A 13322-nucleotide genomic window follows, 5' to 3' on the forward strand; every position below is an offset into this window, starting at 1 on the left:
GTCACGAGAACGTGCTACGGATCACCGCGCACGCCCGCCGGGGCGCGTCCCCGGTCCGGATCCGCACCGTCATCGACAATGCGGTCACGGAATGGGACGACGTCCTCGGACACAGCGTCCCGGTCGTGATCCAGATCGTCAGCGGACTCCGCACAACGATCGCCCACAGCACCACCCGGGTCGCCTGACCCACACCACACCACACCACCACACCACAACCAACACAACCACCACAGAAGGAGCAGAACGCATGAGTGCAGCAGACAAGATCAAGGCCGCAGCCGAGAACGTCGCCGGTAAAGCCAAAGAGGCCGTCGGTAACGTCACCGACAACGACAAACTCGTCGCCGAAGGCAAAGCCGACCAGGCCAAAGGCCAGACCCGCAACAAAGTCGAAGACGTGAAAGACGTCTTCAAGAAGTAGAACCACCCCCAGAACCGTCCGGCCCCCGCCCCCCATGAGCGAGGGCCGGACGTCTTTCTCCCCTGCGACACCCCCGCGCCCGGACGCCGGTCAGGGGCCGCCCAGCCAGTGGTCGATGCGGTGGTGGTCGGGGGTGAAGCCGTGCCCCACGCCCCACAGCACCGCCTGGGTGCGGCTGCCGACGCCGATCTTGCGGTAGATGCTGCGGATGTACGACTTCACCGTGTTCGGGCTGAGGTAGGTCAGCGTCGCGACATCCGCGTTGTTCTTGCCCTGCGTGATGAGGGCGAGGATCTCGGATTCGCGGTCGGTGAAGCCTTCCCTGCGCCCCGGCCAGTCCAGGCCGAGAGCACTGCCCGCTCTCCGAGGCGGTGTGCTGACCACGATCTCGCCGGCCTGCACCGCCTCGAGGGCCGCAACCAGGTCCCGGGCGGGCAGCGTCTTGGAGAGGTAGCCGTGGATGCCGAGGTCCAGAGCGTTCTGGATGAGCTCGGGCTGGAAGTTCCAGGTGTAGACGACGACGCGGTCGGCCCGGGTGTTCTTCACCAGGGCGGCGAGCTCCGTCTGGTCGGACTCGGGCTGCGCGAACGAGTCGTACATCACGATGTCGACATGGTCGTCGAGAGTCGCGTTCGCATCGATCTCAGCCACCAGGACCCGGTCGCGGTACTCATCGAACATGTGCGCCAACCCTGTCAGCACCACGTCGTAATCGTCGACCAACGCGACGAGCAGAGGCTTCCGAACGCGTTCCATGAACCCAAAGTACAACAGGATGTCTCGGCCGAAATCACCCCTAGGGGTGTCGCGGTACGCCCCGATGGCTGGTTCGCTGTAACAACAGAGCCACCCAGCGGCGCAGGATCCCCTGTTCGTCGCGGTGGACCCCATCGAAGGACACATCATGCTCGGTCTCATCATCAGCCTCATCGTCGTCGGCCTGATCGCCGGTGCTCTCGCCCGCCTGATCATCCCGGGCAGGCAGAACCTGTCCATTCCGCTCACGATCCTGCTCGGAATCATCGGCTCCTTCGTCGGCGGGTTCCTCGGCTTCCTGATCTTCCAGCACGACCCGATGGACGGCTTCTTCCAGCCCGCGGGGATCATCGGTTCCATCATCGGCGCGGTCATCGTGCTGTTCATCTGGACCCGTTTCGCCGGTCGCGGCGCCGTCCGTCGCTGACGCCGTCAGATCTCGTCGGTGTGCGGGGTTCCCGCCTCGGAGAGGTAGCGGATGACCGCGAGCACTCGACGGTGATCGTCGGCGTCGACGGGCAGGCCGAACTCGCTGTAGATGTTCGAGGTGTGCTGCACCACCGCTTTCTCTGAGGTGCCGAGCCGCGCAGCAATGTGGGCGTTACTGCGGCCTTCAGCCATCAGTCCGAGCACCTCGAGCTGGCGGGCTGTCAGCGTTGTGACCGGGCCTTTGGCTTTCGTGGCGCGCGACATGAGCACGGCCACCACCTCAGGGTCGAGCGCTGTACCGCCCGCCTGCACCCGGCGGAGGTCGGCGGTGAAGGTGCGCACGTCGGCGATGCGTTGTTTGAGCATGTAGCCGAAACCGCCGTCGAGCTGGTTCAGCAGTTCGGTGGCATAGCGGCGTTGCACATACTGTGACAGCACCACGACGGCGATGCCCGGATGGGAGTGACGGATGCGGAGGGCCGCAAGCAGACCCTCGTCGGTGTGGGTCGGCGGCATCCGGATGTCGGTGATCACGAGGTCGGGCAGGAACGCGTCGACCTCGTTCTCGAGTTCGACGGCGGTTCCCACCGCGGCAACGACGTCGAAGCCGTCGTGCGCGAGCAGGTTCGCGAGCCCTTCGCGGAGCAGGACTTCGTCTTCACCGATCACGACGCGCATGGCAACTCCACTCTCAGCCGGGTCCCCTTGTCGAGCTCGGACGAGACGACGAAGGTGCCGCCGAAAGCTTCGACCCGGTCCCTGAGACCCTTCAGCCCGGTGCCTGCATCGACGCTGGCGCCGCCTCGCCCGTCGTCTTCTATGACAACCGTCAGGTATTCGTCTTCACTGTTCAGGCTCACGATGACGACGGAGGCCCCGGAGTGCTTCACAGCATTGGTCAGGGCCTCTGCCACCACGAGGTAGGCGGTCTGGGCTGTCTGCTGATCGAGCTCGCGGTCATCGATGTCGCCTTCGAGTCGCGCGGGGATGTCGAGTCTGTCGACCAGGTCTTCTGCTGCGGCGAAGAGCCCGCGTTCGATCAGTGCGGCGGGCAACACCGCATGCACCAGGTGGCGGAGTTCAGCTGCCGCCTGGTCGATCCGCGTGCGGAGCGCGGTCGCGGCCCGTGCCGTGACGAACGGGGTGGTGTCGGCGTTGGCGATCTGCTGGGCCTCGAGGGCGAGGAGCACGAATTGCACCTGAAGGCCGTCGTGCAGGTCGCGGGCGATGCGGCTGCGCTCCCTGTCGGCGGCCTCGACCAGACGCATCCGCGACAGTCCCAGTGCTTCGTTGCTCGCCACGAGGGCTGCCGTCAGGCGTTCGCGGTCCAGGGCGACGGCAAGCACCCGCCCTGCTCTCTCGACCGAGCCCGGATCGGCGATCATCCGGCTGTCGTATTCGATCGCACCGGCCAGGCGGGATTCGACGTGCACGTCGTGCCTGACCCGGGGCGACTGTGCTGTCGGGCTCTCTGCCGGGGCGCCCCTGCTGTCGATGAAGGTCTCCCGTTCCTCAGACCAGTAGACAACGCGCAGGGAGTCGTCGCCGAGGGCTCCGGCCAGTGCCTGCGCGACGGCGGATCGCGTGGATCCGGGGAGGCTGAGCCAGGTGCTGAGCGCGTCGGCCTCGGCGGTGCGGGCGAACCCGCCGGCCAGTACCCCCACCAGGAAGGCGAGGGGGATGCCCGCCATGGCCACCAGTTGAACTGCCCCGACCGCGACGCTGTCAGCTCCGAACAGGGGCAGTACGTTGCTCGCGAACGGAATGATCAGCACCGCGAGGATGCCGTAGAGGTACAGCGGCAGCAGCACCCGGAGGTTCTTCGGGTCGGCAGAGCGCAACCGATCGACGAGCAGCGCCGCCGTGACGAGGAACACGGCGAGTCCTGCGCTCGCCTGCGCTGCGAGCAGCACCCGGGCTTCCGCGGGGGGGAGGAGATAGTTCGGCACCTGCAGGATGAGGCACACGACGTAACCGGCGATCACCGTGGTGACGGAGAGGCGGCCGCGCAGTTGGCCTGAGGGGAACGCGTGCAGGAGGTGCACCGTCACGGCGAGGATCAGCGTCGCGGAGATGGTGCTCACCTCGGTGAGAACAGGCAGACCGAGATTGCCGATGCCTGCGAGGAACATTGCCACCGCCCCGAAGAGCAGCAGCGCCCCTGTGCCGTTCGAGGGGCGCCGCCACCAGGCGAGGAGTCCGGTGCTCGACCAGGCCCAGAACTCGAGGGTGAAGGCCGCGGGGATCCAGAACTCCGTCGGCCCGTTCCAGCCGACGGAGAGCTGGATGCCGCCGAGCAGAAGGGCGAACAGTGACAGCAGAACGAGGCCTGCCGCGCGCGACGGCGTTCGGATGGGTCGCACGAGCGTCGGAGTGGGCCGTTTTGAAGGCTTCATGTCGGTCGTCACGCTGCATCCCCATTTCGCAGGCGCGACCGTCATTCTGACCGCCTTTCCACTATGGCACTGCGGCGCACTCGAGCTGCCGTCCCCCCGACCGATTGACGGTGTTCGCGGGTGCGGCAGCTCGAGAACCGGGCTCATCAGCTGGTTCGGCGGCGGCAGCTGCTGCGGCGACGTGCGAACGCGAGGATCAGCCCGCCGATCGAGAGCGCTGCGATGCCGCCCAGCAGTCCGGCATCGATGGACGATGCTCCGGTGTTCGCCAGTGCGGCCAGTCTGGCCGGGGAGTTCGCGCCATGCAGCGAGGCGGTCGGAATCCCTCCCGTCGGAGAGCCGGGCAACAGCACAGCGGGGGTGCCGCCTGACGGATCCGGTTCCTCGCCGCCCAGGCCGCCTTTCGTCAGCAGCTCGCTTTTCATCGAAACACGGTGGACGACCTTGGACTCTGTGCCGGTGCCACCCTTTTCGCTGTAGCTGCCCCAGGTTTTGTAGGGGGCCCGAACCCTGGTGGGCCCCTTCTGGAGGGTGGCCGGCACATCGGAGGAGCACCGCTACGGGGTGTACATCGCGTCGATCAGCTTCCGCGAGATCATCGCAGCCGGGCCCTGTCCGTTCGCGGCCGGCGCGAGGTTCGCCCACACCACGAGGGTGACATCGCTCACCGGGTCGTAACCCATGAAGGAGTTGAAGCCGGGGAGCTCGCCGGTATGACCGTAGAACTGCCCGAACTGGCCGAGGTTCCACCCGTACTTGGTGGCATCCGGGGCATCCGAGGTGGCCAGCGGGCTAGCCATGCGCGCCTTCTGCATCTCGGGGTCGAGCAGGCCCGGCGTCTTGCCGCCCAGCGCCTCGACCCAGGTCGCGAGGTCACCGATGGTCGAGATCCCCGATCCGGCCGACCAGGCCCAGGACGGGTTCTCGAGGGTGCCATCGTTCGGCAGGAAGGTTCCGGCATCCGCCTGCTGCAGGAGGTCGGGTGGAAGCTTCGAGGAGGCGATGGTGTTCACGTTCGTCCACCAGAAGTAGCCGTCGGAGTGCGGGCTCGGGAGGCTGCTGTCACCGAGCTCCGGAAAGGAGGTCTCGGTGAGGCCGAGAGGCGTGAACAGGCGATCCGCGAAGATCGTGCGCAGCGGCTTGCCGTCGAGCTTCTCGGCAATGAGCCCGAGCAGGATGGTGTTGGTGTTCGAGTAGTGGTATTTCGTTCCCGGTGCGAAGTCGACCGGTAGCGCCAGGCCCATGGCCACGAGTTCCTCGGGCTGCCACACGCGCTGTGGCTCAGCGTCGAGAGCAGCGTTCAACGCGTAGGTCTCTGTGTAGTTGGCGAGACCGCTCCGCATCATGAGCATCTGCTCGATCGTGATGTTGTCGCCGTTCGGCACGTCGGGCCGGTACTTCGACACCGGGTCGGCGAGAGCGATCTTCCCCTCCTGTACGAGTTGGAGGATGACGGTGCCCGTCCAGGTCTTCGTGTTCGACCCGATACGGATGTGATCATCGATGGAGACCGGCGTGCTGCCACCGGGCGCGGTCACGCCGTAGGTGGCCGTGAAGTCGCCCTCCGGGGTGCGGAGCAGCATGGCGGCGCCCGGCTGCCCGTACTCTTTGGCCGTCGCCTCGAAGAGGGCGGTCAGGCCGGCCTGGTCGAGAGGCTTCAGGGTCTTGGCCGCGGATGTCGCGGCCGGAGCTTCTGTCGATGTCGCCACCGGAGTGGTCGTGGTCTGCCCCGTGCAGGCGGTCAGTACGAATGCGGTGACCAGGGCCGCGGCGGCTGTTGTCGTTCGTAGAGCTCTCATTTTCAATACGCCTCCTGGATCAGCGCGGCCACTTTGCCCACGTCGTCATTCGCTTCGAACACCCCGCTGTTGTCGGGATAGAAACCCTGGTTGACGATGATGGTGAAGGCGAGATGGCGACCCTTCTCCGTGTCCATCACCCCGCCCAGCGTCTTGGTGGTCAGCCGGACTCGGTCGTTCAGCGCATCGCCGCCGACGAGGGTGCCTGTCTTCGCGAACACCTTGCCGGCGGCCTCGCTGCCCTTCTGGACGTCGGCGAGGGAGCCGTCGACGCCGAGGATCGGCAGGGTCTCCTTCCACCGTCCCGCATCGGGGCGCTTGGCCATGAGCGTCTGGATGTCGACTGCATTCTGAGGTGTGATGAAGTTGCCCTCGAGACCGGAGCCGTCGATGAGTGACGCCCCGAGCGTGTCGAGTCCGGCATCCGACCAGATCTTCTGGATCAGAGCCATGCCGTCGTCGCAGTCGGTGAGGCCGGCATCCGCGGCGATGCGGCAGACGAGCGCCTGCGCACCGCGGTTGTAGCTGATCTTCATGACGTACTTCACCTCTTCCGCGAGCGGCAGCGACACGAGTTCGGCCGCGGCGGGCAGGGCGGTGACCGCCGCAGTGTCGGGCAGGGATGCGCCGGGGTTGACAGCCGTCGGATTCGCCGTCACCGACACTCCGGCCCGCTGAAGCGCCTCGATGAGAGCGGTGCGGGCGAACGTGGCCGTGTCGTCGAGTTCCCACACCTTGAGGGCGGGGTTGCTGCCGGCGGCGACGGTGCCCGCGATCACGATGGTGTTCGGGTCGTCGGGCGAGATCGCAGGGTTTTCGAGCACGGCTTTCTCTCCCGCGGCGACGGTCTTCACCTCGTTGACCAGCTTCCAGGGGCCGACCGCTGGGGTGAGGGCCGCCGTCGCCGGCTCGCCCGCGGCACCCGGCGTCACCATGATGTCGAGCAGGTTCTGGTTGATGATGGTCGGCGTGACGGGCTTCTCGGCCAGCGTGCCGGTGAACAGCCGGTCGTCGACGACCACATCCCCGTTCACGGCATCGATACCGGAGGCCTTGACCTGTGCAGCGAGTTTGTTGAGCCCGGCGAGCGGATCTTCGGGGGTGAGTGTTGCGCCCGGCAGAGGGTTGGCGTCATTGTGGTCGAGGTTCGCGAAGTCGACTGTGCCGTCGGCCTTCGTGCGCCCGCCCATCGTGAGGTCGCCCTGGCCCACGAGGATGAGGTCGCCGGTGAGGGTGCCGCCTGCCACGGTTCCGGACTGCTTCACCGGGGTGGTGATCGTGTGATCCGGTCCCCACTTCACCCAGGCGGCACCGGCGCTGTAGGTCTTCACGAACGAACCGGGCTCGGCGAGCTTGTCTCCGTCGAGGTCGACGAGGATCTCGCCGGTGTCGAGGTCGGCGACCGAGATGACCCACCGGCCACTCGCGAACTGGGGCTGGTTCATCACCTCGAGCGCCGCATCCGGAAGCCCGGGAACAGAGCTCAGCCCGGAGCCCGGCGTCTTCGTGACGGTGGGAGTGCCGCCCACGCAGCCCGCGGTCAGCGAGGCCGCTGCCACGACGGCCAGAACGGACACGCCGCGCATCCAACAGGTCCGTCTGATGCTCCTCGACGCGCTCACTTGCCGCCCTCCTTCGCCAGAACAGCGGCGAGAGCGCGGAACGCCTGGTCTGCCGGATGTGACTTGTCGGCCGTGTCGGATTCGTTCATGTACACCACGATGCTTGCCCCTGTCTTGTTGTCATGGAAGGTCGCCGCGGTGAAGCCCACGCCTTCGCCGTTGTGGCCCCACCAGCCGTCTGTCGTGCCCATGCCCACGGCGTAGAGGTCGTAGGGCGGTTTGGCGATCTCGTGGCCCACCTGCCGGAGCGTCTGCGTGGCGGGCTGCAGAAGCGCACCGGAGCCGAGTGTGTCGGCCCACACCCGGCCGTCGTCGAGCGTCGAGAACATCGACCCGGCGGGGCCGAGAACAGACGAGTTCTCCGTCTGGCCCTGCATCACGCCGTTCTCGGGCTGGTAGCCCACCGGATGCGGCGCTGCCCACTTCGAGGCATCCACCATGTAGGTCGTGCCGGTCTGGCCGAGCGGGTCGAGGATGCGCTTCTGCAGCACCTCGGCGTAGGGCTCGCCGGTCACCTTCTCGATGACCGCGCCGAGGAAGTTGATGTTGGAGTTCGTGTAGACATACTGCGTGCCGGGTTCGAACTGGGCCGGCTGCCCCAGCGCGAAGCCGTTGAGATCGTCGAGCGTGAAGATCCGGGCGGGGTCGGCCTCAAAGGCTTCCGCGAACGGCTGGGTGAAGTACTCGGCGTTGCCGCTCGACATGTTCGCCAGTTGCAGCAGGGTGATCCTGTCACCGTCGGTGACGCCATCCACGTACCTGTCGAGGGTGTCGTCGAGGCTCAGCTTGCCTTCGTCGGCGAGCATCAGGATGAGGCTGACGGTGTAAGACTTCGTGAGGCTGCGGATCGGCCACACCATGTCGGTCGTCACCGGAACGTTGCCGGCGACGTCGGCGAGGCCCGCCGCGGTTGTCCACGAACCCTGCCCCGGAATCCAGACGCCGGCGGCGGCACCCGGCACGTTGTACTCGGCCATGACGCCTGCGAGGGCTGCCTGGAGGTCGGTCTGCAGCGCCGCGGGGAGGTCGCCCGCAGGGGCCGCGGGGCGGGTGATCGCGGGCGTGGTCGCCGCCGCACTCGCGCTCGCGGAACCAGCGCCGGCCGGCCCGCCCGCGGGCGCAGCCGAGGAGCACGCGGTGAGCAGCAGGCCGCTCACCGCGACGATCCCCAGTGTCGTCGCGAGCATCCGGGCCCGCCGGGAAGATCTGTCGGTGTTCTTCATGCTCCTCGTCCTTGCCCTCCCGCCGTCGGGTGGAGCCATCTGCGGCTCCTCCCACGATGTCGAATCCGCAGAGGCAGGGCCATAGACCTAGGTCCAGACGCCCGCTGCACGCGACTCTTCGACAGACTGGGAGGAGCGCGAGGAGCAGGCCGATCATCCTGCACGGCCAGAACACCAACGGAAGGACACCGCCATGTCGGCGAGGCACCCATTCGAGCTCACCGAGCACCGGCTTGTCGTGCCGCTCGACCACAGCAACGACGACGGTCGCGCCGTCGAGATCTTCGCCCGGGTGATCAGGGCACCCGACGGTCGGAACCGACCTTTCCTGCTCTTCCTGCAGGGCGGGCCGGGGCACGAAGCGCCGCGGCCCGTCGCGATGCCCAGCTCACCGGGATGGTTGGAGAGTGCGCTCCAGGACTACCGGGTGGTCATGCTCGACCAGCGAGGAACGGGGCTGTCGACGCCCTACGGCGCTCCGGGACCGGATCCTGCAACCGACGCCGAGCGGCTCACCCACTTTCGCGCCGACGCGATCGTGCAGGACGCCGAACTCCTGCGGGAGCACCTCGGAGCCTCGACGTGGAGCCTTCTCGGTCAGTCGTTCGGAGGCTTCTGCTCCCTGCACTACCTGAGCGTCGCGCCCGACAGCCTTCGCGAGGTGTTCTTCACGGGCGGTCTGCCGCCGGTAGGGCTCCCGGTCGACGACATCTACTCTGCGACCTACGACCGGATGCGCATCCTCACCGAGCGCTACTACGACCGTTTTCCCGGCGACCGTGAGCGATTCGCGAACCTGCTCGAGTCGAGTGCCGAGGGCATTGTTCGTACCCCCGGGGGTGAGGCGATCTCGGAGCGGATGCTCCGCACGATCGGGCACCAGCTCGGGATGGACGGGGGAGCGGAGCAACTGCACTACCTGCTCGAGCGCGACCCCGCCTCATCCGTCTTCGCCTACGACCTCGCCGCGGCGTTTCCCTTCGGAGCCCGAGACCCTCTTTATGCCGTGCTGCATGAGTCGAGCTACACCGACGGCGGGCGCACCCGGTGGTCGGCCGAGCGGGCCGAGCCGGAAGATTTTCGGAGCGACAGCCTGCTCTTCACCGGCGAGCACCTGTTCTCATGGCATTTCGACGAGGTGCCGGGCCTGCGACCCTACCGGCCGGTGGCGGAGATCCTCGCCGAGCACCACTGGCCGCGGTTGTTCGACGCCGATGTTCTCTCGTCTGTCGACGTGCCCTGCGCGGCCGCGATCTACGTCGACGACCCATTCGTCGACCGGGCACTCTCGGAGCAGACCGCCGACCTCATCCCGTCGCTGCGGCGATGGGTCACCGGCGAACATCTGCACAACGGGCTCCGCAGTTCGGGCGGGGATGTGCTCGACCACCTCATCGGGTTGGTGCGCGAAGGTCGCTGAGGTGCTGCGCCTCCCCGCGCCTACCTGCTCGGCCTCGAGTTTCTGGTCGCGGCCGACGTCATCCGCACGGTCGCCGTGACGCCCACCCTGGAGAGCGTCGCTGTGCTGGCTGCGATCATCGTGATCCGCACCTTCCTGAGTTTCTCGATCGAGCTCGAGATCACGGGCCGCTGGCCCTGGCAGACCAAGAAGGCACCCTCTGCCGAAACCGATCCCGCACTCGGTTCAGACAGAGCTGCTCGCTGAGGCGGCGGTCAGGCGTGGAGTGGATCGGGTTCGTGACGAAAGACCCGCGGGGATCGTCCTAACAGTGACGGGTTCGCCCGATCTCTGCCTGACCGGCGGTCTTTCTGGCCGCCGGTGCGTCGCACTACTTCTTTGGAGTCCAATGTTCGTTCGGCTGATCCTCCCCGCGCTTCTGACCTTCGCAGCGAAGCACCTCAAGAAGAGGTTCGGGAAAACCTCTTCGAACGCGCCCGCACAGGATGCCCCGACTGGCCGTGGCAGGAACCGGCGAGCCCGCTAACAGTAGATGCGCCAGTTTCGCGCAAGGTCCTGGCGTGTCGGTTCTGCGGGCGTAGCGTCAAGACGGTCGTCCGGTCAGGGCGGTTCGAGTAACGAAGATGTGGTCGATGGCTGCAATCGTAACGTCGACGAGCAGGGCTCTGGCTGGTCGGAGGACGACCGACATCACACCGTCGGCGGGGCGTCCGCTGGTGTGCGGCGGGCGGCGACAGCCGCTGCGTAGGCGGCGGCGCTCGGTTTGGGGAAGCGCTCGAAGGTGGTGAAGTCGACGGAGTGCAGGCCGAGGTGTCGGGAGTAGCCGAAGATCCACTCGAAGTTGTCCATCGGTGACCAGTGGCGGTAGCCGAGCACCGGGATGCCGCCTGCCATGGCGGTGGCCAGGCCGACCAGCGAGGGTTCGATGAAGCCGGCGCGCAGGGTGTCGTCTGAGGCGCTGACGCCGTACTCGGTGACGAAGACGGGCACGCCGCTCCGCTCGAACGCGTAGGAGACGGCCCATCTCAGGGGGTCGGGTTCGACTGCGGTGCCCTGCTCGTTGACGGGGGTGCCGGGCGGCAGCTCGACCTCGCCGGAGGCGTCGTAGGTCAGCCGTTCGTAGTTCTGCACGCCGACGACGTCGCCGGCTCGCGCGAGGTCGAGCCAGTGACCGTAGACCTCGGCGCATTTGCGGTCGCGGAGGGGCTCGCCGCCCGGGAGGGCGACGTCGTCGACGATGGCGATCGAGAGACCTACGGGCAGGGAAGGGCGCCGGGCCTCGATGGCAGCCTTGGCGGCGAGGTGAGCGCGCGTCATCCCCTCGGTCATTCCGGCGAAGTCTTCTTTTGTGATCGACGAGGTCGAGTACCGCGCCCGCCTCGAGGTGCTGCAGGCTTCCCGCCCTGCAGGCCCCGTTCCGTCCACGAAGGCCTGATCATCCAGAGCCGCCCCGCTCTGCCCGGACGCGCGTGAGCGCGACTCGCACGGCTGAGTGCGACGCGCAGGGCAATCGCGCTCAGCCGCAGCAGTCGCGCTCAGCCGCAGCTGCCTGAGTGGCGTGCACGTGTTCCGGGAGCCAACGACGGCACCCGGCGGATCCGCAGCCTGACCCCGGCGGATCCGCAACGAAGGCCCGGCGGATCCGCAACGAGGGCCCGGCGCATCCGCAATTCCAGCCTCGATCAGCTCGTGTGTCACCGTCGTGATCGGGCCGCCGCCGAACATGACTCGGACTGATTCGCTCGGCAGTTCCATCAGGGCAATCGGGGGGAATACTGGCGGCGCGGGATCGCGGGCGGCTCTTTTTCGGTTTGCAGAAGAATCGGGAATCTTCTGGCGGCGGGCGCGGATCATCGGCGACCCGGCGCCCGCAGAGTGGATGCAGGTCGAACAACACATCGACCGCCAGCCGCGAAGCAGAAGCAATGGAGCGCATCATGAATCCCCGTCCCGGAGACCAGACCCAGACCGCAGCCGAACTCGAGACCAGCTGGAAGACCGACGCCCGCTGGAACGGCGTCGAGCGGAGCTACTCGGCCGAAGATGTGGTGAGCCTCCGCGGGTCGGTCGCCGAGGAGCGCACCCTGGCCCGGCGCGGCTCCGAGCGGCTGTGGGAGCTCATCAACGCCGACGACGGCGAATGGGTCGCGGCGCTCGGAGCACTGACCGGCAACCAGGCCGTGCAGCAGGTGCGCGCCGGCCTCAAGGCCATCTACCTGTCGGGCTGGCAGGTCGCTGCTGACGCGAACCTCTCCGGCCAGACCTACCCCGACCAGTCGCTCTACCCGGCGAACTCGGTGCCGGCGGTCGTTCGCCGCATCAACAATGCGCTGCTCCGCGCCGACCAGATCGAGACCAGCGAAGGCCTGCCCGCACGCGAGTGGATGGCGCCGATCGTCGCCGACGCTGAGGCCGGTTTCGGCGGCCCACTCAACGCCTACGAGCTGATGACCTCCATGATCGAGGCGGGCGCGGCCGGCGTGCACTGGGAGGACCAGCTCGCCAGCGAGAAGAAGTGCGGCCACATGGGCGGCAAGGTGCTCGTGCCGACCTCGCAGCACATCCGCACCCTGAACGCGGCGCGGCTGGCAGCGGATGTCGCCGGGGTGTCGACGATCATCATCGCCCGCACCGACTCCCTCGCCGCGAACCTGGTGCTGAGCGACGTGGATGACCGCGACAAGCCGTTCCTCACCGGGGAGCGCACGGCGGAGGGCTTCTACTCGACGAAGCCCGGCATCGAGACCGTGCTGGCCCGCGGCCACGCCTATGCGCCCTACGCCGACCTGCTCTGGGTCGAGTCGAGCGAGCCCGACATCGAGCTGGCGCGCACCTTCGCCGAGAGCATCCACCGGGAGTTCCCGGGCAAGAAGCTGGCCTACAACTGCTCGCCGTCGTTCAACTGGAAGTCGAAACTCGACGACGACCAGATCGCGAAGTTCCAGCGCGAACTCGCGTCGATGGGGTACGCGTTCCAGTTCATCACCCTCGCCGGTTTCCACGCCCTGAACCACTCGATGTACACGCTCGCGAAGGACTACTCCGAGCGCCACATGAGTGCCTACGTCGAGCTGCAGGAGGCCGAGTTCGCCTCCGAGGCCGACGGGTACACCGCCACGAAGCACCAGCGCGAGGTCGGCACCGGCTACTTCGACCGCATCTCCACGGCCCTGAACCCCGACAGCGCGACGCTCGCGCTCGTGGGCTCGACCGAATCCGAACAGTTCCACTGAACCCGATCCACCCCTCGAAA

The 13322-nt window shown here is 67.3% G+C and carries 12 protein-coding genes and 2 pseudogenes; 6 read left to right on the forward strand and 8 right to left on the reverse strand.

Going from position 1 to position 13322, the window contains the following annotated elements; genetic code table 11:
- Positions 1 to 188: pseudogene (locus B7R21_RS19945) on the forward strand (hypothetical protein); the annotation flags it as partial.
- Between the two features lie 62 nt (positions 189 to 250).
- A complete protein-coding gene (locus B7R21_RS03070) occupies positions 251 to 424 on the forward strand; it encodes a CsbD family protein (protein ID WP_116281792.1) in 174 nt (57 codons plus the stop codon).
- Between the two features lie 90 nt (positions 425 to 514).
- Here B7R21_RS03070 and B7R21_RS03075 read toward each other — a convergent pair whose 3' ends face one another.
- On the reverse strand, positions 515 to 1180 hold the full coding sequence (locus B7R21_RS03075) for a response regulator transcription factor (protein WP_116281793.1): 666 nt from the start codon (positions 1178 to 1180) through the stop codon (positions 515 to 517).
- A 148-nt stretch (positions 1181 to 1328) separates the two neighbouring features.
- Between B7R21_RS03075 and B7R21_RS03080 the strand changes: the two genes are divergently transcribed.
- Positions 1329 to 1607: a GlsB/YeaQ/YmgE family stress response membrane protein gene (locus B7R21_RS03080; RefSeq protein WP_116281897.1), complete on the forward strand. Its 279-nt coding sequence runs from the start codon at positions 1329 to 1331 to the stop codon at positions 1605 to 1607.
- Positions 1608 to 1612: 5 nt separating this feature from the next.
- On the opposite strand, the gene B7R21_RS03085 is transcribed toward B7R21_RS03080, so the two are convergent.
- From B7R21_RS03085 to B7R21_RS03110, 6 genes are all read right to left on the reverse strand, one after another.
- A complete protein-coding gene (locus tag B7R21_RS03085; protein WP_116281794.1) occupies positions 1613 to 2287 on the reverse strand; it encodes a response regulator in 675 nt (224 codons plus the stop codon).
- Entirely contained in the window at positions 2275 to 4005 is a 1731-nt protein-coding gene (locus B7R21_RS03090) for a sensor histidine kinase (protein ID WP_172592028.1), read from the reverse strand. The genes B7R21_RS03085 and B7R21_RS03090 overlap by 13 nt, the downstream gene beginning before the upstream one ends.
- A gap of 146 nt (positions 4006 to 4151) precedes the next feature.
- The gene (locus B7R21_RS03095; protein WP_147305786.1) at positions 4152 to 4430 is read right to left on the reverse strand and encodes an LPXTG cell wall anchor domain-containing protein; all 279 of its coding nucleotides are present in this window, start codon (positions 4428 to 4430) and stop codon (positions 4152 to 4154) included.
- A 132-nt stretch (positions 4431 to 4562) separates the two neighbouring features.
- Positions 4563 to 5804 carry a serine hydrolase domain-containing protein gene (locus tag B7R21_RS03100; RefSeq protein ID WP_116281797.1) on the reverse strand — a complete coding sequence of 414 codons (1242 nt, stop codon included), beginning with the start codon at positions 5802 to 5804 and terminating at the stop codon, positions 4563 to 4565.
- A gap of 2 nt (positions 5805 to 5806) precedes the next feature.
- Entirely contained in the window at positions 5807 to 7390 is a 1584-nt protein-coding gene (gene dacB, locus B7R21_RS03105; RefSeq protein ID WP_116281798.1) for a D-alanyl-D-alanine carboxypeptidase/D-alanyl-D-alanine endopeptidase, read from the reverse strand.
- Positions 7391 to 7422: 32 nt separating this feature from the next.
- A complete protein-coding gene (locus B7R21_RS03110) occupies positions 7423 to 8649 on the reverse strand; it encodes a serine hydrolase domain-containing protein (protein ID WP_147305787.1) in 1227 nt (408 codons plus the stop codon).
- A 193-nt stretch (positions 8650 to 8842) separates the two neighbouring features.
- Between B7R21_RS03110 and B7R21_RS03115 the strand changes: the two genes are divergently transcribed.
- The gene (locus B7R21_RS03115) at positions 8843 to 10069 is read left to right on the forward strand and encodes an alpha/beta fold hydrolase (protein WP_116281800.1); all 1227 of its coding nucleotides are present in this window, start codon (positions 8843 to 8845) and stop codon (positions 10067 to 10069) included.
- Between the two features lie 15 nt (positions 10070 to 10084).
- Positions 10085 to 10315: pseudogene (locus tag B7R21_RS03120) on the forward strand (DUF1622 domain-containing protein); the annotation flags it as partial.
- A gap of 444 nt (positions 10316 to 10759) precedes the next feature.
- Here the strand turns inward: B7R21_RS03120 and B7R21_RS20575 are convergent.
- On the reverse strand, positions 10760 to 11398 hold the full coding sequence (locus B7R21_RS20575) for a family 1 glycosylhydrolase (protein WP_253259610.1): 639 nt from the start codon (positions 11396 to 11398) through the stop codon (positions 10760 to 10762).
- A gap of 608 nt (positions 11399 to 12006) precedes the next feature.
- Between B7R21_RS20575 and aceA the strand changes: the two genes are divergently transcribed.
- Complete coding sequence (gene aceA / locus B7R21_RS03130) at positions 12007 to 13302, forward strand: isocitrate lyase (protein ID WP_437184173.1); 1296 nt, start codon at positions 12007 to 12009, stop codon at positions 13300 to 13302.
- Positions 13303 to 13322 lie beyond the last annotated feature (20 nt).

Origin of the sequence: Subtercola boreus, assembly GCF_003399625.1 — a bacterium.
Lineage (GTDB): Bacteria > Actinomycetota > Actinomycetes > Actinomycetales > Microbacteriaceae > Subtercola > Subtercola boreus_C.